General features: G+C 63.0%; 22 protein-coding genes. 16 read left to right on the top strand and 6 right to left on the bottom strand.

Annotated elements, in window-relative coordinates; translation table 11 throughout:
* Window positions 1–3: 3 nt before the first annotated feature.
* The 4 genes from mobA to PCA31118_RS11580 form a co-directional block, all read right to left on the bottom strand.
* Window positions 4–645: a molybdenum cofactor guanylyltransferase MobA gene (gene mobA / locus PCA31118_RS11595; protein ID WP_150625371.1), complete on the bottom strand. Its 642-nt coding sequence runs from the start codon at window positions 643–645 to the stop codon at window positions 4–6.
* 49 nt (window positions 646–694) lie between these two features.
* The gene (locus PCA31118_RS11590) at window positions 695–1453 is read right to left on the bottom strand and encodes a hypothetical protein (protein WP_150625370.1); all 759 of its coding nucleotides are present in this window, start codon (window positions 1451–1453) and stop codon (window positions 695–697) included.
* Window positions 1454–1691: 238 nt separating this feature from the next.
* Window positions 1692–2819, bottom strand: a complete 1128-nt coding sequence (gene moaA / locus PCA31118_RS11585) for a GTP 3',8-cyclase MoaA (RefSeq protein ID WP_150625369.1) — start codon at window positions 2817–2819, stop codon at window positions 1692–1694.
* A gap of 447 nt (window positions 2820–3266) precedes the next feature.
* A complete protein-coding gene (locus tag PCA31118_RS11580) occupies window positions 3267–6608 on the bottom strand; it encodes an Rne/Rng family ribonuclease (protein WP_150625368.1) in 3342 nt (1113 codons plus the stop codon).
* A gap of 621 nt (window positions 6609–7229) precedes the next feature.
* Between PCA31118_RS11580 and PCA31118_RS11575 the strand changes: the two genes are divergently transcribed.
* The 4 genes from PCA31118_RS11575 (at window position 7230) to PCA31118_RS11560 (ending at window position 10394) form a co-directional block, all read left to right on the top strand.
* Window positions 7230–8234, top strand: a complete 1005-nt coding sequence (locus tag PCA31118_RS11575) for an RluA family pseudouridine synthase (RefSeq protein ID WP_150625672.1) — start codon at window positions 7230–7232, stop codon at window positions 8232–8234.
* A complete protein-coding gene (locus PCA31118_RS11570) occupies window positions 8221–8883 on the top strand; it encodes an HAD family hydrolase (RefSeq protein ID WP_150625367.1) in 663 nt (220 codons plus the stop codon). Before PCA31118_RS11575 ends, PCA31118_RS11570 begins: the two co-directional genes overlap by 14 nt.
* Window positions 8880–9281 (top strand): Rieske (2Fe-2S) protein, encoded by a 402-nt coding sequence (locus PCA31118_RS11565; RefSeq protein WP_150625366.1) that lies wholly within the window; start codon window positions 8880–8882, stop codon window positions 9279–9281. Before PCA31118_RS11570 ends, PCA31118_RS11565 begins: the two co-directional genes overlap by 4 nt.
* 66 nt (window positions 9282–9347) lie before the next feature.
* Window positions 9348–10394 (top strand): S49 family peptidase, encoded by a 1047-nt coding sequence (locus tag PCA31118_RS11560; RefSeq protein ID WP_150625365.1) that lies wholly within the window; start codon window positions 9348–9350, stop codon window positions 10392–10394.
* Between the two features lie 150 nt (window positions 10395–10544).
* Here PCA31118_RS11560 and PCA31118_RS11555 read toward each other — a convergent pair whose 3' ends face one another.
* Together PCA31118_RS11555 and PCA31118_RS11550 are read right to left on the bottom strand one after the other, a co-directional pair.
* Window positions 10545–11261 carry an SAM-dependent methyltransferase gene (locus PCA31118_RS11555; protein ID WP_150625364.1) on the bottom strand — a complete coding sequence of 239 codons (717 nt, stop codon included), beginning with the start codon at window positions 11259–11261 and terminating at the stop codon, window positions 10545–10547.
* Window positions 11258–11887: a Maf-like protein gene (locus PCA31118_RS11550; protein ID WP_150625363.1), complete on the bottom strand. Its 630-nt coding sequence runs from the start codon at window positions 11885–11887 to the stop codon at window positions 11258–11260. Before PCA31118_RS11550 ends, PCA31118_RS11555 begins: the two co-directional genes overlap by 4 nt.
* A gap of 177 nt (window positions 11888–12064) precedes the next feature.
* Between PCA31118_RS11550 and PCA31118_RS11545 the strand changes: the two genes are divergently transcribed.
* From PCA31118_RS11545 to PCA31118_RS11490, 12 genes are all read left to right on the top strand, one after another.
* Window positions 12065–12667 carry a DUF177 domain-containing protein gene (locus PCA31118_RS11545; protein WP_150625362.1) on the top strand — a complete coding sequence of 201 codons (603 nt, stop codon included), beginning with the start codon at window positions 12065–12067 and terminating at the stop codon, window positions 12665–12667.
* Window positions 12668–12795: 128 nt separating this feature from the next.
* Window positions 12796–12975 carry a 50S ribosomal protein L32 gene (rpmF, locus tag PCA31118_RS11540; protein ID WP_023594409.1) on the top strand — a complete coding sequence of 60 codons (180 nt, stop codon included), beginning with the start codon at window positions 12796–12798 and terminating at the stop codon, window positions 12973–12975.
* A 118-nt stretch (window positions 12976–13093) separates the two neighbouring features.
* Entirely contained in the window at window positions 13094–14146 is a 1053-nt protein-coding gene (plsX, locus tag PCA31118_RS11535) for a phosphate acyltransferase PlsX (RefSeq protein ID WP_150625361.1), read from the top strand.
* 37 nt (window positions 14147–14183) lie between these two features.
* Entirely contained in the window at window positions 14184–15170 is a 987-nt protein-coding gene (locus PCA31118_RS11530) for a beta-ketoacyl-ACP synthase III (protein WP_150625360.1), read from the top strand.
* A 157-nt stretch (window positions 15171–15327) separates the two neighbouring features.
* Window positions 15328–16257, top strand: coding sequence for an ACP S-malonyltransferase (fabD, locus tag PCA31118_RS11525; RefSeq protein ID WP_150625359.1), 930 nt, complete (start codon window positions 15328–15330; stop codon window positions 16255–16257).
* A 24-nt stretch (window positions 16258–16281) separates the two neighbouring features.
* Complete coding sequence (gene fabG / locus PCA31118_RS11520; RefSeq protein ID WP_150625358.1) at window positions 16282–17031, top strand: 3-oxoacyl-ACP reductase FabG; 750 nt, start codon at window positions 16282–16284, stop codon at window positions 17029–17031.
* Between the two features lie 134 nt (window positions 17032–17165).
* On the top strand, window positions 17166–17408 hold the full coding sequence (gene acpP, locus PCA31118_RS11515; RefSeq protein WP_150625357.1) for an acyl carrier protein: 243 nt from the start codon (window positions 17166–17168) through the stop codon (window positions 17406–17408).
* 144 nt (window positions 17409–17552) lie between these two features.
* Window positions 17553–18791 carry a beta-ketoacyl-ACP synthase II gene (gene fabF / locus PCA31118_RS11510; protein WP_044458478.1) on the top strand — a complete coding sequence of 413 codons (1239 nt, stop codon included), beginning with the start codon at window positions 17553–17555 and terminating at the stop codon, window positions 18789–18791.
* 167 nt (window positions 18792–18958) lie between these two features.
* Window positions 18959–19558, top strand: coding sequence for an RNA polymerase sigma factor RpoE (rpoE, locus tag PCA31118_RS11505; RefSeq protein ID WP_010805230.1), 600 nt, complete (start codon window positions 18959–18961; stop codon window positions 19556–19558).
* Between the two features lie 38 nt (window positions 19559–19596).
* Window positions 19597–20289, top strand: coding sequence for a sigma-E factor negative regulatory protein (locus tag PCA31118_RS11500; RefSeq protein ID WP_150625356.1), 693 nt, complete (start codon window positions 19597–19599; stop codon window positions 20287–20289).
* Complete coding sequence (locus PCA31118_RS11495; RefSeq protein ID WP_150625355.1) at window positions 20290–21348, top strand: MucB/RseB C-terminal domain-containing protein; 1059 nt, start codon at window positions 20290–20292, stop codon at window positions 21346–21348.
* A 130-nt stretch (window positions 21349–21478) separates the two neighbouring features.
* Window positions 21479–22990 (top strand): DegQ family serine endoprotease, encoded by a 1512-nt coding sequence (locus tag PCA31118_RS11490; RefSeq protein ID WP_150625354.1) that lies wholly within the window; start codon window positions 21479–21481, stop codon window positions 22988–22990.
* Window positions 22991–22993: the final 3 nt, after the last annotated feature.

The following is a 22993-nucleotide window of genomic DNA, read 5'->3' as shown; positions in this document are numbered from 1 at the left end:
GTTTCAGGGGGCGTGCGGCGAATCGGTATGGAGGTCGTCCAGCGTGTTGATATTGTAAAACGGACGCTCGTCACCGAAGTTAACTTGTACGGCCTTGTGGCGTGACAACCACGCTCGCACGCGGTGCTCACCTGCCGACAACGTCGCGGCGAGATCGTCGGCCAGCGAGCGGTGGAGCAGGGCGAAGACCGGGTGCGGGCCTTGTGCCGTCGCGGCATAGGCCGCCAGCGGGCGCCCGGCAGCGGGGTCCGCGGGAGTGGCGCTCAGTGCCGCGCCAAGACGCTCGCCAAGGTCAGTCGGGAAATAGGGGGAATCGCAGGGCACCGTGAGGACATACGCCGTACATGCCGCGCGTAAGCCTGCGAGCATTCCGGCGAGCGGGCCCGCAAAGTCCTGCGTCTCATCGCTCACGACGTGGGCGCCGAGCGCGGCATAGGCGTCGAGATTCCGATTGGCGCTGATGAGCAACGCGCCGACCTGCGGGCGCAGGCGTTCGACGGCGTGTGCCGCCAGCGCGCGTCCGGCAAACGGCTGAAGCCCCTTGTCTCGCCCGCCCATGCGTTGAGCGCGTCCGCCTGCGAGAATCAGGCCGGTCATGTCGCCACGGTGAATCGTCAGGAGGTCCGGGGGCGCTGCGCTCGTCATGGGCGTTGAACTCCTGGTTTTGAAATCACCGTTGCGTTTGCTGGCATGGCTACGAGCGATTGAGCGCGATAACCCGACCTGCGGCATCGAACCAAACGGCGCCGTCGCCAAGCATCACGCCCTGATCGCGCGCGAACATCAGGCGGGGTACGGCGGCACCGATCGTGCGAACGAAGCCATCGGTAAAGATCTCGTTATAGCGCGCAAGCAACGACTTCGGGTTCCGAAGAACGATCGTCTTGCCCCGCAGCGATACGTGCAGCGGATACCGGATCGATTGTGCGACGACATCGCGCCGATCGTCGAGCACGCCTTTTCGGAACTGCGTGGCCGCACGGTTGACGGTTTCATCGTCGTTCACACCGGCAACGCCGTACAGATGGTCGATCTTGCCCGTTTGAATGCTGGTCAGCGCCAGCTCGAACGGGACCGAGCGGCCGGTGCGCAGATCTTTCCACTGGCCGGAAATCACTTCACATGAGGACGACGCACCTTGGTGACGATTGACGTCGTCCGCCGAGGTGAACTCGCCTTCGAAGGTCGCGCGTGGCATGCCACCGGCATCGAATTCGGTCAGATGCAGATGCGACTTGCTTTCGAGCTTGCCGGTGAGCTGCGTGTCGCTCTGTGACGACGCATTGGCGTAACGCCCTTCGAGCTTACCGCCGGAGGTCGTGCGCAACACCAGCCGCAACGGATTGCGCTCGCCGAGCTGACCGCTATAGGTCATGACGTGGTTCGCGATGTTGCGGTCCGACGGATCGCAGTCCGCGTGCGCCATCGTTGGCACGACGATCGTGAACAGCAATGCCAGGCGACTCAGGCCGGTCGCGATACGTTGACGGACACGTCGCGTGGTGGCGCATGAAGTGGCGGTGAAAGACGCTGCGCGAGACGTTGCAACGCGGGCAGCAAGGGAGTCTCGAACGCGACTAGCGTCCGGGGCATCAAAAATCATGTGGCGAGAAGGAATTCGATAAAGCGAAAGCGGCGCGGATGGCGGCGGGAGGGCACGGTGACAAAGTGGCAGACCATGCCTGGAACGTTCATCCGCCGATGTAGGACATCTCCACTTTCGGTGGCGCGTTTTCCGGCAGGCCCGTGGCCGCCGTACGCAAAGCCGAGTACCGGTCGGTGCGTCCGTGCCAGATGTCGCCGATGACGGTCGAAATCTGCGCGTCGCTCGCGCCGTTACGCAGCAGCGTGCGCAAGTCGTGTCCCGAACTCGCGAAAAGGCACAGGTACAACTTGCCTTCCGTAGACAATCGGGCACGGGAACAAGTGCCGCAAAAAGCGCGGGTGACAGATGAAATGACACCGACTTCACCGCCACCGTCACGATACCGCCAGCGCTGCGCAGTCTCGCCCGGGTAGTTGGGCTCCAGCGGCTCCACAGGCAGGGCGTCGTTGATGCGGGCGATGACATCGGCTGAAGGCAGCACTTCATCCATGCGCCAGCCGTTCGACGTGCCGACGTCCATATATTCGATGAAGCGCAAAACGACACCGCTGCCATGAAAATGCCGTGCCATCGGCACGATATCGGTGTCGTTCGTGCCGCGTTTGACGACCATGTTGACTTTGACCGGGCCCAGGCCGACATGCTGGGCTTCGGCGATCCCCTCGAGCACTTTCTCGACAGGGAAGTCGACGTCGTTCATCCGCCGGAAAATCGTGTCGTCGAGGCTATCGAGGCTGACCGTGACGCGGGTCAGGCCCGCATCCTTGAGCGATTGCGCCCGGCGTGCCAAAAGCGAACCGTTTGTCGTCAGCGTGATGTCGATCGGCTTGCCGGATGGCGTACGCAGTCGCGCCAGCATCTCGATCAAACGTTCGATGTGCTTGCGCAGCAAAGGCTCACCGCCCGTCAGGCGCAGCTTCTCCACACCATGTTCGACGAACAGGCGTGCGGTGCGCTCGATTTCTTCGAAAGACAGCAAGGAGGATTGCGGCAGGAAGGCGTAGTCCTTGTCGAAGACGTCCTTCGGCATGCAATAGACGCAGCGGAAGTTGCAACGATCAGTCACCGAAATCCGCAGGTCGTGCAAGGGCCGCGCCAGCGCATCTTCGAGATGACCGGTCGCTGCGCGCACTTGTGCGGGAATCTGCGGGGCATGCGTCGCATATCGCGCGTCGCTACGCAAATCGGTGAGTCGGATGATCGTTTCAGTCATGGTGGGGCGGTGGGGCCTTAGCTTGCGTCTCCATTCTAACGAATTGACCTGAATGCCGCCGACGCGGGCCATTCAGGCATCGGATATCGGTACCGAGGTATTCGCGGTGAGACGTCAAACCGTCAAACCGTCAAACCGTCAAACCGTCAAACCGTCAAACCGTCAAACCGTCAAACCGTCAAACCGTCAAATCTTTACTCAGGCCAACGATACGGGCAGCGCCGGGCGGACACAAGTCGGGACAACGCGGGGTTGTAAGGCGCGAAGTTGCCCCAGAGCCCATGGGTGGGGCAGGGCCATTCGGCAGAAAGCAGAAAATGGAAAAGGAGGCCGAAGCCTCCTTTTCTGGCATCACGTCGTACCCGGTGACGTCGGGCAGCCGGGCTGCCCGGACATCAACTGCGATACATGTGAGTCCTGTGAGTTCGACGTTTCGCGATACCGCGATCAGGCAACGTGATTCGTCGAGCGCGTTTCCACCTGTTCCATCGGACCGCTATTGAGCGGTGTCGAGGGACGGCGCTCGCGCTGCACGCGCGGTGCCGGGGCGACCTGGGCGGCTGCCTCCTTCGCGGCGCGATGCTTGTCGGCGTCCGTGTGGACCCAGACCAGACCCACACTTGCCAACGTCGATTCGAGCGAGCTGCGTTCCAACGTCGGCGTAACGGCGACCGGGGCAACCTTTTGCGTCGCGACTTCCGTCGCGGCAGCTGCGGCTTCCGGTGCGACCGGCACTGCCGTTGCCACCGGTACCGGTACCGGTGCCGGTGCCGCCGGTGCGGTTTGCACCGGTTGCGCTGCCTCGACGGCAACTGGCGACTGAGGAACTTCGGTCGCGGCCGGTGCCGGGGCGCTGGCCGTTGCTGCCGTGGCGGCGATTTCCGTCAGCGCGTCGGCCGGCACCGTCTGTTGAGCGGGCGCCTGAGCGGCGACCGGCAGCGGTGCGTGGACCGGTGGGACGACGGGCGTGCTCGTCGGTTCTGCGGCGGGCAGCGGGGCAGCGTTGACCGGTGCGACCGGCGCAGGTGCCGTTGCGGGGGCCTGTGCAACCGGCTCGGAGACCACGTGCGACGGGACTTCCGGCGTTGCGGCCGGTGCAGATTCCGTGACCGTGGCGACCGGGGCCGCGAAGGATTCCACCGGCTCGGCACGAACCGGTGCCGGGGTCGGGGCCGGTTCTGCCTGGACTGCCTGGACTGCCTGGACTGCCTGAACCGCCGGCGCCGGTGCAACGGCTGCGGGTGCCGGAATGGCAGGGGCAGCGGCGTGAACCGGTACCTCCGTTGCCACGTTCTGTGCAGACTCGTTCGAGAGCACCGGAGTGCGCGTGCTTTCTTCGGCTTCCGAGGCTTCCACGTCCGCGTGTTCGCCATCGGCGTTCACTTGCTGCTCGCCGGCCTCGCGCTCGCGACGGCCACCACGGCGACCGCGGCGGCGGCTGCGGCGGCGCTCTTCGCCCGCGTGCTCGCCTTCCTCGCCAGCGACTTGCGGCGCACCTTCGGCCTGAGCAGCCTGAGTCGCCTGAGTCGCCAAAAGGTCCTGATCGAGCACTTCCTGCTCGGCGTTCAACGGTGTTGCCGCGACGCGCTGCGGTGCAGCTTGTTGAGCCTCGGCACCTTCCGTCTGGCGGCGCTCACGACGCTCGCCACGTTCGCGGCGGCTGCCGCGTTCGCGCGGCTCGCGGCCTTCCTCGGCACGCACGTCCTGCGACGGCTGACGCTGGGCGTCATCACGCTCGCGTTTGTCGCGGCCTTCCTGACGCTCGTTGCGATCACCGCGCTCATTACGATCGTTGCGGTCGTTGCGATCGCCACGGTCATTACGTTCGTTACGTTCGTTCCGCTCGCCACGCTCCGCGCGTTCCGGACGGGCGCCGCGGCCTTCGCGTGCCGGTTGCCCGGCGTTGTCCTTGCCCGACTTGTTGTCGTCGCGCACATTGCCGCGACGATTGCGGTTTTGCTGATGCGGGCGGTCGTGACGCTCACGCGGCGGGCGTGCCGTCGGCTTGGCCGGCTCTTCGGCCTTGACCGGGGCCGGTGCGGCCGCGCCGATACCGAACAGGCGCTTGAAAAAGCCGAAGATACCGCCACCGCTGGCCGGTGCGGCAGTCGCCGGGGCCGTCGCTGCGACCGGTTCCGGACGCGGTTGTGCCGCCGGTGCGGGCTGCTCGGGCGTAATGCCCTTGACGGCAGCTTCCTGACGCGGACGTGCATCTTCCTTCTTCTTGCTATAGCCCGCCGGATCTTCTTCCAGCGAACGCGCCGCTTCCTCGGCGAGCGCGTAGCTGGCCTTCGGCGCGTCCAGACGCGGATCGTCGAAGCGCAGACGCTCGAGCTTGTAGTGCGGCGTTTCGAGGTGCTTGTTCGGAATCAGCAACACGCCGACCTTGAAGCGAGCTTCGATCTTGTTGATTTCCTGACGCTTTTCGTTGAGCAGGAACGCAGAGACCTCGACCGGCACCTGGCAGTGGATCGCTGCCGTGTGCTCCTTCATCGCCTCTTCCTGAATAATGCGCAGGACTTGCAGGGCCGACGACTCGGCATCGCGGATATGGCCGGTGCCGTTGCAGCGCGGGCAGGTCACGTGCGTGCCTTCGGACAGCGACGGGCGCAGGCGCTGACGCGACAGCTCCATCAGGCCGAAGCGCGAAATCTTGCCCATCTGGACGCGGGCCCGGTCGTGCTTGAGCGCATCCTTGACACGTTGTTCGACTTCACGCTGGCTCTTGGCCGACTCCATGTCGATGAAGTCGATCACGATCAGGCCGCCGAGGTCGCGCAGACGCAACTGGCGTGCGACTTCGTCTGCCGCTTCCAGGTTGGTGCGCAGCGCAGTTTCTTCGATGTCGGCGCCCTTGGTGGCACGTGCCGAGTTCACGTCGATCGAGACGAGCGCTTCGGTGTGATCGATCACGATCGCGCCGCCCGAAGGCAGCGGCACCTGGCGCGAGTAAGCCGTCTCGATCTGGTGTTCGATCTGGAAACGGGAGAACAGCGGCACGTCGTCGCGGTACTGCTTCACGCGATTGAGGTGATCGGGCATGACCACCTGCATGAAGTTGCGGGCCTGTTCGGAGATTTCTTCCGTATCGATGAGGATTTCACCGATGTCCGGCTGGAAGTAGTCGCGGATCGCGCGAATGACGAGGCTCGACTCGAGGTAGATCAGGGCCGAGTCGCGCGGCAGTTCGATGTTGTGGGCAGCGCCTTCGATGGCGTGCCAGAGTTGCAGCAGGTAGTTCAGGTCCCACTGGAGTTCTTCGGCCGAGCGGCCGATGCCGGCCGTGCGGGCGATGATGCTCATGCCTTCCGGCAGTTCGAGCTGACCCATCGTCTCGCGCAGTTCCTGACGGTCTTCGCCTTCGATGCGACGCGAGACACCACCACCGCGCGGGTTGTTCGGCATCAGCACCAGATAGCGGCCGGCCAGCGAAATGAACGTGGTCAGGGCCGCGCCCTTGTTGCCGCGCTCTTCCTTTTCCACCTGAACGATGAGTTCCTGGCCTTCGGAGAGGGCGTCCTGAATGCGCGCATTGCGCACATCGGCGCCTTCGCGGAAGTACGCACGGGCGACTTCCTTGAACGGCAGGAACCCGTGGCGACCTTCGCCGTAGTTGACGAAGCAGGCTTCGAGAGAGGGTTCGATACGGGTAATGACACCCTTGTAGATATTGCCCTTACGCTGTTCGCGTCCGGCCGTCTCGATATCGATGTCGATGAGTTTCTGCCCATCGACGATTGCCACGCGCAGTTCTTCCTGCTGCGTGGCATTGAACAACATGCGTTTCATGAAAACGACTCCCACCCGCCGCAGCTGCCAATGTGCAGTGCGTCGGGCACGTATCACTCGAGTTATCCAACACGCGAGGTTCGAGCCGGGAGTGGAAGAATTGCCGGGGGGTCCGGGCGATGAGGCCGACGGACGCTATGGCGCCAGGAATACGTTTTCGCGCTCACCCGGATCCGCCGGGCCACCGGAAAACCCCGGCTCGGCGCGGATCACTTCGGGCTTGCAGTCCATACCAATAGAAACTGGACGAGAAACTTCATCAGTGTTTTCTCGGGGCGCCTGCCGACACTTATTCTTCTTGTGACGGCGCCTCATTTCGACTTTTTGCGCGAACGATATTCACAAAGCGATCAGCTCGGGCAGTGTCGCCCGGGCTGATCGCCAAAAAATTCTATAACCACCAACTCTATCCGCGTCCCGCGCGCTGCGACCGAAGCGGCCTATGGGCCCACTTCCTGCCGTCGCTGCGTGACGTGCGTGCGCTCGCTGCTCCAGGGTCACCGGACGAGCAGCCTGCCCGGGGTGCAAGTAAAATACCGTTTTGGGGTATGCACCGGACAGAGGTGGGGATTTGGCATGATTCCCGCTACCGCCATCTCTGTCGGACAAATTATATTCATAATGAATGAGTTAGGCAAAAGTCGGCAGAAAATGGTTGCGCCGACGTCCGCACCGCAGGTCAAGCTGGTCGAGGTCGACGATGGCTCGGCGGGTCAGCGTATCGATAATTTTCTCCTGCGCGAGTGCAAAGGTGTGCCGAAAAGCCACGTCTACCGCATCCTGCGTAGCGGCGAGGTCCGCGTCAACAAAGGGAGAGTTGACGCGGCCTATCGACTTGTCCTTGGCGATATCGTGCGCATACCGCCGGTTCGGATGGCAACGCCCGATCCCGACGCGAAGGCCCATGTTCCGGCCGCCAGTTTCCCTGTCCTGTTCGAGGACGAGTACCTAATGGCGATCGACAAACCTGCCGGTGTGGCCGTGCACGGGGGCAGCGGGGTGTCGTTCGGCGTGATCGAGCAGTTGCGGCGATCGCTGCCGCATCTGAAGTTTCTTGAGCTGGTGCACCGCCTGGATCGCGAAACGTCCGGCATCCTGCTGCTGGCGAAAAAGCGCGCGGCGCTGGTCGGGATGCACGAGCAGATCCGCCATAACCGCATGGACAAGCGATATCTGGCCTGTGTGACGGGCGAGTGGCGTGATCGTCAGCGCTCGGTCAAGGCGCCGCTATATAAATATGTCACGGCCGAGGGCGAGCGCCGCGTTCGTGTGCAGGAGGACGGTCAGGCTTCCCATACCGTTTTTCGCATGGTGGAATCTCATCCGCCCTATACGTTGCTCGAAGCGGAACTCAAAACGGGGCGAACCCATCAGATTCGCGTGCATCTGGCGCATTGCGGCACGCCCATCGTCGGCGACGACAAATACGGCGACTTTACGCTGAACAAGCATCTGGCGCGTCCGGGCAGCCGTCCCGGCATCAAGCGCATGTTCCTGCACGCCTATCGGCTGAAGTTCACACACCCGGTACTGGATACGCCGATTGCGCTGGAAGCTGCGTTACCGCCAGAATGTGAGCAATTCCTGAATCAACTTCGAACTTCCACCGCCGATGCCAAGCCCTGAATTTGACCTGGTCGTATTCGACTGGGACGGGACGTTGATGGACTCGACGCCCACGATTACCCGCTGCATCCAGGCGGCTTGCCGCGATCTCGGGCTGCCGGTCCCGACGGATGAACTCGCGAGCCACGTGATCGGCCTCGGGTTGCGCGACGCCTTGCAAATGGCTGTCCCGTCACTCGATCCGGCGCATTATCCGCGCCTGTCGGAGCGTTATCGCTTTCATTATCTGGTAGGCGACAAGGAGACGGTTCTCTTCGCCGGCGTGCGTGAACTGCTCGAAGAACTGCGCTCGCGCGGCCGTTTCCTCGCTGTGGCGACGGGCAAGTCGCGTGTCGGTCTGAACCGGGCGCTCGAATCGGCCGGCCTGATGCGGATGTTCGACGCCACCCGTTGCGCGGATGAGACATTTTCGAAGCCGCACCCGGCCATGCTCCAGGAACTGACCCGTGAACTCGGTCAGGATCTGCGCCGAACCGTGATGATCGGCGACACCACGCACGATTTGCAGATGGCGCGCAGCGCCGGGGCGGCCGGCGTGGGTGTGGCTTATGGCGGCGCGCACCCGCGCGACCAGTTGGTGGCGCTGGAGCCCGCCTACTGCGCTGCAAGCGTGGCCGAACTGCGCGACTGGCTGCTGGAGCGCGTGTGACCGACACTGCCCTGCCGCTGCCCATCTGCCCGGGCGACGCGCTCGAAGACGGCGGGCGTGGCGTGCGCTTCGAGGTGCTCGTGAGCGGGCGTCCAACGCCCGCGTTCGTGATTCGCTACGACGGCCGGGTCTACGGCTATCTCAATCAATGCGCGCACGTACCGATGGAACTGGACTGGTCCGAGGGCCAGTTCTTCGAGACGGGCGGCTTATACTTGATGTGCGCAACACACGGCGCGACGTACGAACCGGATACGGGCTTTTGCGTCGGGGGTCCCTGCCGTGGCGGTGCCTTGCAGCCGGTGCGAGTCGAAGAGGTGCCGTCGGCCGATAGCAGGACGACCGTCGTCTGGTGGCCGGACGCCTACATCGCCGCGCCGGGGGCTTCACTGCCCTAATAAAGCGGCATCGGTCTCATTCGACTCAAACGTCACTCTAACGTCTCTTAAAGTCCTGGATAACGTATGGCCGACTCCTTGCCGCCCGATTCGCCTCGCACCGAACCCGGCTTCCCGCCGCCGGGCGCGCGCCCCCCTTCCGGCACCGTGCGCGATCCGCACGAGGTCAAGCCGTGGGAGCGCGAGATGCTGGAAAAGGTCCTGATGGCGGGCATTCGCGAGCAACGGGCTGCGCGTCGCTGGAAGATTTTCTTCCGCCTATTGATTCTGGCCATCATTGCCTTCGCCGTCTGGTCGATTTTCGATTTCGACGGCGGCAGCACGACCTCCGCCAGCGCCACTTCGGGCAAGCACACGGCACTCGTCACTCTGAATGGAGAGATCTCTGCAGACGGACAGGCGAGTGCGCAGAAAATCAATTCGGCGCTCGAGTCGGCGTTCGAGGACAAATCGGCGGCAGGCGTCATCCTGCGCATCAACAGTCCTGGCGGCAGTCCTGTGCAGGCTGGCATGATCTATGACGATATTGCCCGTTTGCGCACGAAATACCCGAAGAAGCCGCTTTATGTCGTCGTCGAGGAGATGTGCGCCTCCGGTGGTTATTACGTGGCGGCGGCAGCCGACAAGATTTACGTCGATAAAGCCAGCATTGTGGGCTCCATTGGCGTGTTGATGGACGGCTTTGGCTTTACGGGCCTCATGGACAAGGTCGGCGTCGAGCGCCGTTTGCTCACGGCTGGCCGTAACAAGGGCTTCCTCGACCCGTTCTCACCGCAGACGGAACAGCAGAAGGCTTACGCACTCGACATGCTCGAGCAGGTGCATCAGCAGTTCATCGTGGCCGTCAAGAAAGGGCGTGGGAGCCGACTGAAGGACGATCCGGATCTGTTCAGTGGGCTGTTCTGGACGGGGCAGCGTTCCGTCGAACTCGGGCTGGCGGACGGGCTGGGGACGGTCGATTCGGTGGCTCGCGACGTGCTCAAGGCGCCCGATCTGGTGGACTACACCGTCAAGGAAAATCTGCCGGAGCGCATGGCGCGGCGCTTTGGTGCGGCGCTCGGCGCGGCGGCGATGAAGACAATGTTGATGGGATCGGCGCTGACCATGAAGTAATGCAGATGTGCTGCGGAAGTGCTGCGGAAGTACCGCGGTGCTTTCCCAATGGCGCCCGGATCCGTGCATCAACGAACAAAACCCCACGGAAATCTGAAATTCCCGTGGGGTTTTGCTTTGCTAAGGGCGAATTGAGATGCGTCCCAAGCGCTATTGACCCAAAAACAGAAAGATCGCGGGCCGCTTGTGCAGATCGACGCTGGTTTGGGGCCATCCCTTGATCCGATGCGTGACGATTTGCTCGCCATCCTGCGTGACATCGACGGCGACGCACAGCAGCGTGGAAGCGTCGCAACTTTGCAACAACGCGTCGAGCATCGCCTTGTTCCGGTAGGGGGTCTCGATAAAGATCTGCGTCTGCTTTTCCTTGCGCGAACGTTGTTCCAGTTCACGCAACCGCTTGGCCCGCTCGCCCGCGTCCGTCGGAAGATAACCGTGAAAGGCGAAGCTCTGCCCGTTCAGGCCGCTGGCCATGAGCGCGAGCAGAATCGAACTGGGACCGACGAACGGCACCACGCGCACGCCTTTTTCGTGGGCGCGCCGCACCAGCAAGGCGCCGGGGTCGGCAACGGCCGGGCATCCCGCTTCGGAGACGAGGCCGCCGTGCGCGCCGGCAAGCATCGGGGCGAGCAGTTCGTCGATAGCCGCTGCGGGCGTATTGACGTTGAGCTCGCGGATCTCGATTTCCTGGATGGGGGTGTTCACCCCGATCAGCTTGAGGAAGGCCCGGGTGCTCTTCGCTTGTTCCCCGACAAAATACGTCAAGCCTGCAGTCACTGCGCGGACCTCTTCCGGCAATACCGCAGGCAAGCCGCCACGGGTGTTCGTCCCCAGCGTGTTGGGTATCAGATACAGCGTGCCGCTCATGCCGTCGCTCCCTTGTCGCTGCTCGCGCCCGGGCCCGGCAGCGAAATGCCTACGTGTATGAGCATCGTGGTCAGGGCGATCAGCGGCAAGCCGATCAGTGCGGTCGGATCGTCGCTGTCGATGGTTTCGAGCAGCATGATGCCGAGCCCTTCCGATTTGGCGCTGCCGGCGCAGTCATAGGGCCGTTCGGCATGAAGGTAGGCCGCCAGCACGTCGTCGGGCAAGTTGCGGAACTTCACTCGCGTTACCACGTCTGTGGCCTGGGTCGTGTCGGCGCGAGCGTCGTGCAGGCACAGGGCGGAGTGGAACTCGACGACCTTGCCGCGCATGTCGCGCAACTGCGCCATGGCGTTGTCGAAGTTGCCGGGCTTGCCGATCTGGCGGCCCTCGAAGGTCGCAACCTGATCGGAGCCGATGATCAGGGCGCCCGGGTGGCGAGCGGCGACCGCCCGGGCTTTCTGACGGGCCAGCCGCAGCGAGGTTTCGTGCGGCGTTTCGCCGGGCAGGGGCGTTTCGTCGATGTCCGGGACGTCGACCGAGAACGGCAGGCGCAGACGCTCGAGCAGTTCACGGCGGTAGCGCGATCCGGAGGCCAGGATCAGCGGTGGCAGGGGCTGTGCGGTCATCGGGTTTAAGTGTTTGACGAGAAACGAAAAACTATTTAGAATTCACGGCTTTTGCAATCTGGCGCTCGGTCCCGCCAGTCTGCGCGATACCGGTTCGAACGCTCCAAAGTGGCGTCGGATCAAGGCGCTGCGAGTGACAGGGGACGTTGAAATGCAGCCAGATGCGCCAAGGCAAGGATGAGCGTGATGAGCGAATATATCGTCGATCTGTTCGAATTCGCGCGTACCGGCCGGGTGGCGGAAGGTGACGTGCAACTTGCGGCATTGCCGCGCATGGTAACCGAAGTGCCTGCCGAAGTCTCGGCGACGGGGCGTGCGCAGGCGGCATTCCACTGGCGCGCGCAAGGTGCGGAGAAGCAGGTGCTGCGCGCGGATGGCAAGCCGGCCGTCGTGCAGTTCCTGACGTTGTCGGTCGAAGGTCCGATGTGGCTCGAATGCCAGCGCTGCCTGACGCCGTATGAAGCACCTCTCGCGTCGGAAACGACTTTCGAGATCGTGCATGACGAGGCCGCTGCGGAAGACCGCCCGCTCGACGAGGACGAACTCGAGGCGCTGGTCGGCTCCAGGCATTTCGATCTGCTCGAACTGATCGAAGAAGAATTGCTGTTGGCTTTGCCTATCGTACCGAAGCATGAGGTTTGCCCGACGGTTCACGATAGTCTTGCCACGGGTAGCGACGGATTGGCCGAACCGGCCCCGGCACCCGAAGAAGAGGATAAGCCGTCTCCGTTCGCGGCGCTGGCAGCGCTCAAGCGCTCGCCGGACAAGGACGGAAAGTAATGTGCGGCCGGATTTCCGGCTCACCAAAGTACATGTTTGCGTTAGTCGCACAGGTCGGGCCGACAGGCCGACACCGTAGGGCGGCGCTCGAACTGTGTTAAAATTTCGCGATATTTTGAGGAGTTATCATGGCCGTTCAACAGAACAAGAAGTCGCCGTCGAAGCGCGGCATGCACCGTTCGCACGATTTCCTGACCGCACCGTCGACCGCCGTCGAACCGACGTCGGGTGAGACGCACCTGCGTCACCACATCTCGCCGAACGGTTTCTACCGTGGTCGCAAGGTCATCAAGACCAAGAACGACTAATTCGGCCCTCCAGGCGACACGCGCCCATCATGGCGCTGTTTGATCGTCCGATGTGGCAAAAGCGGCACTCATCCTGCCGCTTTTTTTGTTACCTGTACCGCAAGCCAATCACGTCGACATGACAGTCACCCTGACGATCGATTGCATGGGCGGAGATCACGGCCCATCGGTGACGGTGCCGGCTGCGGTTCGCTTCGTGCAATCTACCGACGATGTCGAACTTGTGCTGGTCGGGCAGCAGGAGATCATCAACGCGCAACTTGCAAAGCTGCGCGCCACGGATCACCCGCGCCTGTCCGTCGTGAATGCGAGCGAAGTCGTCGCCATGGACGACTCGGTCGAGACCGCACTGCGCAAGAAGAAAGACTCTTCGATGCGCGTGGCGCTCAATCTGGTCAAGGAAGCGCGCGCGCAAGCCTGCGTGTCCGCCGGCAATACCGGCGCGCTGATGGCCGTTTCACGCTACGTGCTCAAGACGTTGCCCGGTATCGAGCGCCCGGCCATTGCCACGGTGCTGCCGAACCAGTTGGGCGGCTACACCACGATGCTCGATCTGGGCGCGAACGTGGACTGCGAGCCGACCCACCTGCTCCAATTCGCCGAAATGGGCCACGCGCTCGTGGCCGCCGTTGACGGTAAGGAACGTCCGTCGATCGGCCTGCTCAACATCGGCGAAGAAGTCATCAAAGGCAACGACGTCATCAAGCAGGCCGGCGAGCTGCTGCGCGGCTCCACGCTGAACTTCTACGGCAACGTGGAAGGCAACGACATTTATCGTGGTACGACGGATATCGTCGTGTGCGATGGTTTCGTCGGCAACGTCGCTCTCAAAACCTCCGAAGGCCTGGCGCAAATGCTCGGCGACATGATCCGAGAAGAGTTCACCCGCACCTGGTGGACGAAGGTGATTGCCGTCATTGCGCTGCCGATTCTCACTCGCTTCAAGAACCGCGTCGACCATCGCCGCTACAACGGTGCTGCGTTGCTTGGATTGCGTGCGCTCGTTATCAAGAGTCACGGTTCAGCCGATGCCTACTCGTTTGAATGGGCCATCAAACGCGGATATGATGCAGTTCGCAATGGCGTGCTCGACCGCCTGTCGCGCGCGATGCAAGAGAATCAGACCCAGCTCCAGGACAACAAGCCGGTGAGCGCCATTCCGGCGCTCTGAAGCCGGTGCCCGCCCCGGTGCGCTAACCGATCATAAGATGACCCAGTCCGCGATTTATTCCCGTGTCGTCGGCACCGGCAGCTACCTGCCGGCACGACGCGTGACCAATCAGCAGTTGGCAGACGAACTTGCCACGCGTGGCATCGAGACGAGCGACGAGTGGATCGTCGCGCGTACCGGCATTCAGGCTCGCCACTTCGCCGCGCCCGACCAGACGAGCAGCGACATGGCGGTGGAAGCCGCCAAGCGCGCACTCGACATGGCGGGATTGAGCGCCGACCAGATCGACCTGATCATGGTCGCCACGTCCACGCCGGACTTCGTGTTTCCGAGTACCGCCTGCCTCGTGCAGAGCAAGCTGGGTATCACCAACGGCTGTGCGGCATTCGACATTCAGGCCGTTTGCTCGGGCTTCGCCTACGCGATGGCGACGGCGGACAATTTCATTCGCTCGGGTGCCTACCGCAACGTCCTCGTGATCGGTGCGGAGACGTTCTCGCGCATTCTCGATTTCAACGACCGTACGACGTGCGTGCTGTTTGGCGACGGCGCGGGTGCGGTCGTGCTGCAAGCGTCCAGCGAGCCGGGCATTCTGTCGAGCGCTCTGCATGCCGACGGCAGCCACGCCAACATTCTGTGTGTGCCGGGCAACGTGAACGCCGGCGCGGTGCAGGGCGAAGCCTTCCTCTATATGGATGGCCAGGCGGTCTTCAAGCTGGCCGTCAAGGTTCTCGAAAAAGTGGCTCACGAGGCCCTCGAGAAGGCCGGGTTGGAAGCGTCGGCGATCGACTGGCTGATTCCGCATCAGGCCAATTTGCGCATTATGACGAGCACCGCCCGCAAGCTGGGTGCCGAAGAGAAGATGGTCGTCACCGTCGACCAACACGGCAACACCTCGGCCGCCTCGATTCCGCTGGCCCTCGACGTTGCGGTGCGCGACGGTCGTATCAAGGCTGGGCAAACCGTGATGATCGAAGGCGTGGGTGGCGGCTTTACCTGGGGTGCGGTGCTCTTCCGCATGTAAAACGTTCCGGCGCGAGGCGTCGTGCATGCCGGGTGTGCCGGGTGTGCGGCGCGTACCCGCCAAGGGGCGCCGGGCGTGACGACGCATTCCATCGCGTCACATCGGTGTGCCACAATGCGCCGCCGTGTTTCCGAATCTGACAGCAAAGAACAGCGCTATGACATTCGCTTTCGTTTTTCCGGGACAGGGGTCCCAATCGGTGGGCATGCTCGATGCATTTGCCGATAACGCCGTGGTGCGTGAAGTGCTCGCCGAAGCGTCGGACGCCCTCGGGCAGGACATCGCCAAGCTGATTGCGGCGGGCCCTGCCGAAGAACTCAATCTCACGACCAACACGCAGCCGGTCATGTTGACCGCCGCCTACGCGATGTATCGCGCATGGCTGGCCGACGGTGGCGCGAAGCCTGCGTTCGTCGCCGGTCATAGCCTCGGTGAATATACCGCGCTGGTCGCAGCCGGAGTCATCGCGTTCAAGGACGCTGTGCCGCTCGTGCGCTTCCGTGCGCAAGCCATGCAGGAAGCCGTGCCGGTCGGGCAGGGCGGCATGGCGGCCATTCTGGGATTGGACGACGACACCGTTCGCAGCGTCTGTGCCGAAGCTTCGGCAGCGGGCGTGGTCGAGGCCGTCAATTTCAATGCCCCGGCGCAAGTCGTGATCGCGGGCGCCAAGGCGGGCGTGGAAAAGGCCTGCGAACTGGCCAAGGCCGCAGGCGCCAAGCGCGCGCTCGTGCTGCCGGTGTCGGCACCGTTCCACTCGTCGTTGCTCAAGCCGGCCTCGGACCGCCTGCGCGAGTATCTGGCGAACGTGACGTTTAACGCGCCGCAGGTCCCGCTCGTCAACAACGTAGATGTGGCCGTCGAAACGGACGTCGCTCGCATCAAGGATGCATTGGTGCGCCAGGCCGCCGCGCCGGTGCGCTGGGTCGAATCGGTCAAGTGGCTCGCTGCTCAGGGGGTCACGCAAGTGGTCGAGTGCGGCCCGGGCAAGGTGCTCACGGGGCTGACCAAGCGTATCGACGGTAATCTCACGGGTTTGGCGATCACGGATCCGGCATCGCTCGCCGATGTGCGCGCCCAACTCTCGTAAGCCAAAGGCAAGGGTATTTCTTCGATGAGCAAGCAACTCGACAATCTCGTGGCGCTGGTGACCGGCGCCTCGCGCGGCATTGGCCGTGCCATCGCCCTCGAACTCGCCCGTCAGGGGGCGACGGTCGTGGGCACCGCCACCAGCGAAGCCGGTGCGCAAGGCATTGATGCCTATTTCGCCGAAGCGGGTGTTGCGGGCAAGGGCATTGTCCTGAATGTGACCGATGCCGAAGGCGTAGCCGCTGCGCTGGACGACATCCTCAAGCAGCACGGCAAACTCGACATCCTCGTCAATAATGCCGGCATCACGCGCGATAATCTCGCGATGCGGATGAAGGACGACGAGTGGGACGATGTGATCGACACCAACCTCAAGGCGATCTTCCGTCTCTCGCGTGCCGTGATCAAGCCGATGATGAAGGCGCGTAGCGGTCGCATCATCAACGTGACTTCGGTGGTTGGCTCTGCCGGTAACCCCGGTCAGGCCAACTATGCGGCGGCCAAGGCGGGTGTCGCCGGGATGTCGCGTTCGCTGGCCGCCGAGATCGGCAGCCGAAACATTACCGTCAATTGCGTCGCACCGGGTTTCATCGACACGGATATGACCAAGGCGCTGGGTGAAGCGCAGCATGAGGCGCTCAAGGCGCGCATTCCGCTGGGGCGTCTGGGCGCGCCGGAGGACATCGCCAATGCGGTGGCATTCCTTGCGTCCCCGCAGGCCGGCTACATCACCGGCACCACGCTCCACGTGAATGGCGGCATGTTTATGAATTGAGGGAGATGTGCGCAGATATTATGAAATTGCATGTATTTGCGCGACATTGAACATTATTTGGCGCATGCTAACTTTGGTTGGCAAACCTGTTAAAATGCGCGCACTTGTCTGAACTAAATACCCCGGAGGGTTGAATGGCTAGCATTGAAGAACGTGTCAAAAAGATCGTCGCGGAACAACTTGGCGTGGCAGAAGCCGACGTCAAGAACGAATCCAGCTTTGTGAACGATCTTGGCGCCGACTCGCTCGACACGGTTGAGCTGGTGATGGCGCTGGAAGAGGAGTTCGGGATCGAGATTCCGGACGAGGACGCTGAAAAGATCACGACTGTTCAGCAAGCCATCGATTTCGCCCAGGCACAATCCAAGGAAGCGTAATACGCCTTTGGATCGCCTGACTGGCCGGGGTGCCGACCGGCTCCTGGCGTCAGGCATGCCTGTCAGCCGCAGGGAGCGCAGGGTCGGACCTTGTCGCCTCTGTGGCTTTTGTTTTGTATGACCCAGCAGAAGAAGGGGAGTATCGTGAGTCGTCGTCGCGTCGTCATTACCGGTCTGGGCCTGATCTCGCCGGTCGGCAACACTGTTGCCGAAGGTTGGGAAAATCTGGTCGCGGGCCGTTCGGGCATCGCCAACATCACGAAGTTCGATGCGAGCAGCCATAAGGTTCGCTTCGCAGGCGAAGTCAAAAACTTCGAGACCGAGAAATATCTGTCGGCCAAGGATGCGCGCCGCATGGATACGTTCATCCACTACGGTCTCGCCGCCGGCATTCAGGCGTTCGAAGACAGCGGCCTGCAAGTCACCGCGGAAAACGCCGAACGCGTGGGTGTGCTGGTCGGTTCCGGTATCGGCGGCCTGCCGATGATCGAAGACACGCAGACCGACCTGCTCAATGGCGGTCCGCGCAAGATTTCCCCATTCTTCGTGCCTGGCTCGATCATCAACATGATCTCCGGCCATCTGTCGATCAAGTACGGTCTGAAAGGGCCGAACCTCGCTATCGTCACGGCTTGCACGACGGGGCTGCACTGTATCGGTCAGGCGGCGCGCATGATCCAGTATGGCGACGCGGATGCCGTGCTTGCAGGCGGCGCCGAATCGACGGTATCCCCGCTGGGTATCGGCGGATTCGCCGCGATGACGGCGCTGTCCACGCGCAATGACGATCCGGCGACGGCGAGCCGTCCGTGGGACCGCGATCGCGACGGTTTCGTGCTGGGCGAAGGCGCCGGCGTGATGATGGTCGAGGAGTACGAGCACGCCAAGGCGCGCGGCGCCAAGATCTATGCGGAGATCAAGGGCTTCGGCATGAGCGCCGATGCGTATCACATGACCGCACCGTGCGAGGACGGCGATGGCGCATTGCGTGCCATGACGAACGCATTGCGCGATGCCGGTCTGAACGCCGACACCGTCAATTATGTGAACGCGCACGGTACCTCGACACCGCTGGGCGACATTGCCGAGACGGTCGCGGTCAAGCGACTGATGGGCGACGCCGCCAAGCATGTCGTCGTGAACTCGACGAAGTCGATGACCGGCCATTTGCTTGGCGGTGCGGGCGGTCTGGAATCGGTGTTTACCGTGCTGGCCGTTCACCATCAGAAATCGCCGCCGACCATCAATATCTTCAATCAGGACCCCGCTTGCGACCTCGATTACTGCGCAAACGTGGCGCGCGACATGAAAATTGATGTCGCATTGAAGAACTCTTTCGGATTTGGCGGGACTAACGGCACGCTGGTCTTCCAGCGCGTCTAAGTTCGCGGGACGCCGCGCAGGCGTCCCGTCCTGCTAACCCACGCTCCGGTGAGTGTGCCCGGGCGTGCGGCGTCAAAGACATTTCCAGCCATGGCGGCAACTGCAGCCGTGGTGCAATCGGGCCCGACCGGGGCCTGGCAGCCAGAGAAAATACGGATCCATATCAGGTGAGTGAACGAGAAATCGACCAGGCGCTCGTAGAGCGCGTGCAAAAGGGCGACAAAGCCGCCTTCGAGCTGTTGGTCGCGAAATATCACCGCAAGATCATCCGCCTCGTGTCGCGGCTCGTGCGCGACGCCGCCGAGGTCGAGGATGTGACGCAGGAGGCCTTTATCAAGGCCTACCGCGCCTTGCCGCAGTTTCGTGGCGAGTCGGCGTTCTATACCTGGTTGTATCGTATTGCTGTCAACACGGCGAAAAATCACCTTGCAACGCAAGGGCGCCGTGCACCGACTTCGACTGAAGCGAACGCTGAAGAAGCGGAAACTTTTGCCGAGGCCGATCAACTAAGGGATATCAACACGCCTGAGTCGATGCTGATGAGCAAGCAAATTGCTCAGACGGTCAACACGGCGATGGAGGCTTTGCCCGATGAACTTCGGACGGCGATCACCCTGCGAGAAATCGAGGGTCTTAGCTACGAAGAGATCGCAGAAGCCATGGGGTGCCCGATCGGAACGGTCCGTTCGCGAATTTTCCGGGCGCGTGAAGCGATTGCCAGCCGGCTGAGGCCGCTGCTGGACACGCCTGACGGTAAGCGCTGGTGAGCGCGCCGCCGGGGAAGTTATTTTCGTTGGGGGATATCATGGGATCAGCGACGGTGCAAACGCAGCGGGGGCTGCAAGCCGAGCGGATTTCCGCGTTGATGGACGGGGAATTCGATCCGGACGAACTGGCCGCCCTGCTGGACGAGGCTGACACCTCGGGCCGGCCTCTTTGGGACGACTACCATCTGATCGGGGACGCACTGCGTTCCGATGAATTGACACTGCCGCGTTCGGAGTCCGCCTTCATGGCGTCCTTCGCGGCACGTCTGGACGCTGAGCCGCATCTGCTCGCGCCGACCGCGCTGGCTGACGCTCAGGCGGCGGCACCGGGCGCAAAGGTTGCAGGCTCGCGAGTCACACGTATCAATCCGTTCCTGCGCGTACGCCGTGTGCTGCCGACGGCCGCAGCGGCTGCCGCGGTGGCTGCACTGTCGTGGGTCGTGGTGCCGCGCCTGCAGGATCATCCGGCAGGCGGTACGCAGACGCAGGTGCTCGCGCAAACCGCGGCGCCGACAAGTTCGGGTTCGAGCCTCACGCGCGTGGCGCTCTCGCAGCAACCGCAAGCGGCTGTGGCCGCCAACGGTGCGGGCGCCGGTGCGCCGAACGACCTGATCGTGCTGCGCGATGCGCGTCTCGATCAGTATCTGGCGGCCCACCAGCAATACGCGCCGGCCCCCATTGGCCAGAGCGTCTCCCCTTACATGCGAGCCTCGGCGCAAGCGGACGAATAAATGCAGCGCCTGAGTATCGAATCCTTGCCGCGTGCGCCCATCGGGCGCACTTTCTTCCTGTTTGCTTTCCTGCTGGCGACCACCCTGCAAACGCAGGCGTGGGCGCAGGCTTCGGCGCCTTCGACCGATCCATTGATCGAGAAGCGCGAAGTCAGCGCGTGGCTAAACAAGATCCACCGCGCGGCGCAGACGCAAAACTACATCGGCACGTTCGTCTATCAGCGTGGCTCGACCATGCGTTCGTCGAAGATCAGCCACTTCGCGGATAAAGGCAACGAATACGAAGAACTTGAGACGCTCGACGGCCGTCAACGTCGCATTCTTCGTCAGAACGACGATGTCTACACGCTCATTCCTGAGCAGAAGACCGTCTTCCAGGAAAAGCGCGAGAGCAAGGATTCGTTCCCCGCGTTGCTCGCTACGCCGAACCGCGATGTACTCGATAACTACGCGCCGAAGCTGCTGCCCAACGAACGGATGGCTGGGTTCGACTGCATGGTAATCGAGCTTTCGCCGAAGGACGATTATCGTTTCGGATACCGGCTGTGGGCCGACCGCAACACGGGTCTGCTGCTGAGAGCCCAAACGCTGGACGCGGAAGGTCATCTGCTGGAGCAGGCGGCGTTCTCGCAAATCTCGATCGGCGTGCCCAGTGAGAAGGCGCGCATCCTGCACGCGATTCAGGCAACGCACGGCTGGCATGTCGTGAAGCCGCAAATTGCCGCCACGCGGCTGTCTGACGCAGGCTGGAGCATCGACGTCGACAAGAAGGTGCCCGGATTCAAGGCGGTGCGAGAGGTGCGTCGCACGATGCGCTCGAGCGCAGATGGCAAACCGCTCGAAGTCCAGCAGGTGGTATATTCCGACGGCATGGCCGGACTTTCGGTATTTATTGAACCGGCCACGCGTGATCGCAAGGAAGGCCACGGCAGCGCGGGGGCGACGAACATCCTCATCAAGCGCCATGGCGACTTTTGGCTGACCTTGCTCGGCGAAGTGCCGCAGGCCACCCTGCAACAATTCGCCTCCAGTATCGAGTTTAAGCAGCCGGCGAAGTGACCGGCTGTCGGGTGGGCCGCGACCGGCAACGGCGCGGTCCGGGCAGCGAGGCGCTGGCAAGACGCGACGGTGCGTCGGGTGTCAGGCTGCCCTCAGGGATTCCGAGACTTTCGCGCACCACGATCTTCCAATGAAGAAGACTCTCCTGCTTCGTGTCATCCTCGGCGGCGCCATGGCCGCTCATCTGGCGGGAGCTCCCGCCGCATTCGCTGCCCCGGCCTCTGCAACGAGCAGCGCCACGGCGGCGTCGAACGCACCGCTGGTCAGCAATCTTCCCGATTTCACCCAACTCGTCGATCGCGTCGGCCCGGCCGTCGTGAATATCCGGACGACCGAGCGCGTTAGCCGCAATCAGCGTGGCTTGCCGCCGGGCATGGATGACGACATGGCCGAGTTGTTCCGCCGTTTCTTCGGCGTGCCCATGCCGCAGCAGCCGGGGCCGAAGGGCGGCACGCCCCGACGCGGTCAGCCGCAGCCGGACGAGGAGCAGAACAGCGGCGTGGGCTCGGGGTTCATCGTCTCGAACGACGGCTATATTCTGACCAACGCCCACGTCGTCGACGGGGCGGACAGCATCTACGTCACCCTGACCGACAAGCGCGAGTTCAAGGCCAAACTGGTCGGCGCGGACAAGCGCACCGACGTTGCCGTGGTCAAGGTCGAGGCCAAGGATCTGCCGACCGTGCCGGTAGGCGATTCGAACCGGCTTCGCGTCGGCGAATGGGTGGTCGCCATCGGGTCGCCGTTCGGCCTCGAAAATACGGTAACGGCGGGCATCGTGTCGGCCAAGGGGCGCGATACGGGCGATTACCTGCCGTTTATCCAGACGGACGTTGCGGTAAATCCGGGCAATTCGGGTGGTCCGCTGATCAACATGCGCGGTGAGGTGGTGGGCATCAACTCGATGATCTACAGCCAGACCGGCGGCTTCATGGGCATTTCGTTCGCGATTCCGATCGATGAAGTCATGCGTGTGGTCGACCAGCTCAAGAAGACGGGCAAGGTCGTGCGCGGGCGCATCGGTGTGGCGATCAGCGAAGTCAGCAAGGACGTGGCCGATTCGCTGGGCCTGCCGCGTGCGCAAGGCGCGCTCGTGCGCAGCGTCGAGCCGGGGAGCCCGGCCGAGAAGGCAGGGGTGCAGCCGGGCGACATCATCATGAAGTTCGAGGGTCGCCCTGTCGATCACGCGACCGATCTGCCGCGTATGGTGGGCGAAACCAAGCCGGGTTCCAGCGCCACGCTGCAAGTGCTGCGCAAGGGCAAGAATCAGGATCTGAAGATCGCCATCGCCGAAGCCGATACCGACACGCCCAAGGCGTCGAAGGCGCAGGGGGGCAGTGCCGACACGCCGCATCCGAACGCGCTTGGGCTGGTCGTCTCCGATCTGACCGATGCGCAGAAGAAGGACATGAAGCTGCGTGGCGGCGTGCAGGTCGAGCTGGCCGAAGGGCCGGCCGGCCGGGCGGGACTCCAGCAGGGTGACATCATTCTGCGTGTGGGCGACGCCGACATCGCGAACGCCAAGCAGTTCGAGGAAGTGGTCAAGGCGCTCGATCCCAAGCGTCTGGTGCCGATTCTGGTGCGACGTGGCGATGCGACGCAGTTCGTGCCGCTGCGCCCGCGTGCCCCGAGCGGCAAGTAAGCC

Origin of the sequence: Pandoraea captiosa (genome assembly GCF_902459775.1) — a bacterium.
Taxonomy (GTDB): domain Bacteria; phylum Pseudomonadota; class Gammaproteobacteria; order Burkholderiales; family Burkholderiaceae; genus Pandoraea; species Pandoraea captiosa.
Note: the sequence above shows the minus strand (reverse complement) of the source record. Positions and strands in the feature narration are given on the sequence as shown.

Coding starts and splice junctions, on each gene's coding strand:
- fabG (WP_150625358.1), top strand. CDS start 16,282: ATGAGCAAGCAACTCGACAATCTCGTGGCGCTGGTGACCGGCGCCTCG.
- PCA31118_RS11530 (WP_150625360.1), top strand. CDS start 14,184: ATGACCCAGTCCGCGATTTATTCCCGTGTCGTCGGCACCGGCAGCTAC.
- mobA (WP_150625371.1), bottom strand. CDS start 645: ATGACGAGCGCAGCGCCCCCGGACCTCCTGACGATTCACCGTGGCGAC.
- PCA31118_RS11495 (WP_150625355.1), top strand. CDS start 20,290: ATGCAGCGCCTGAGTATCGAATCCTTGCCGCGTGCGCCCATCGGGCGC.
- rpmF (WP_023594409.1), top strand. CDS start 12,796: ATGGCCGTTCAACAGAACAAGAAGTCGCCGTCGAAGCGCGGCATGCAC.
- acpP (WP_150625357.1), top strand. CDS start 17,166: ATGGCTAGCATTGAAGAACGTGTCAAAAAGATCGTCGCGGAACAACTT.
- PCA31118_RS11500 (WP_150625356.1), top strand. CDS start 19,597: ATGGGATCAGCGACGGTGCAAACGCAGCGGGGGCTGCAAGCCGAGCGG.
- PCA31118_RS11575 (WP_150625672.1), top strand. CDS start 7,230: ATGAATGAGTTAGGCAAAAGTCGGCAGAAAATGGTTGCGCCGACGTCC.
- moaA (WP_150625369.1), bottom strand. CDS start 2,819: ATGACTGAAACGATCATCCGACTCACCGATTTGCGTAGCGACGCGCGA.
- PCA31118_RS11570 (WP_150625367.1), top strand. CDS start 8,221: ATGCCAAGCCCTGAATTTGACCTGGTCGTATTCGACTGGGACGGGACG.
- PCA31118_RS11560 (WP_150625365.1), top strand. CDS start 9,348: ATGGCCGACTCCTTGCCGCCCGATTCGCCTCGCACCGAACCCGGCTTC.
- PCA31118_RS11555 (WP_150625364.1), bottom strand. CDS start 11,261: ATGAGCGGCACGCTGTATCTGATACCCAACACGCTGGGGACGAACACC.
- PCA31118_RS11490 (WP_150625354.1), top strand. CDS start 21,479: ATGAAGAAGACTCTCCTGCTTCGTGTCATCCTCGGCGGCGCCATGGCC.
- PCA31118_RS11550 (WP_150625363.1), bottom strand. CDS start 11,887: ATGACCGCACAGCCCCTGCCACCGCTGATCCTGGCCTCCGGATCGCGC.
- PCA31118_RS11545 (WP_150625362.1), top strand. CDS start 12,065: ATGAGCGTGATGAGCGAATATATCGTCGATCTGTTCGAATTCGCGCGT.
- plsX (WP_150625361.1), top strand. CDS start 13,094: ATGACAGTCACCCTGACGATCGATTGCATGGGCGGAGATCACGGCCCA.
- fabD (WP_150625359.1), top strand. CDS start 15,328: ATGACATTCGCTTTCGTTTTTCCGGGACAGGGGTCCCAATCGGTGGGC.
- PCA31118_RS11580 (WP_150625368.1), bottom strand. CDS start 6,608: ATGAAACGCATGTTGTTCAATGCCACGCAGCAGGAAGAACTGCGCGTG.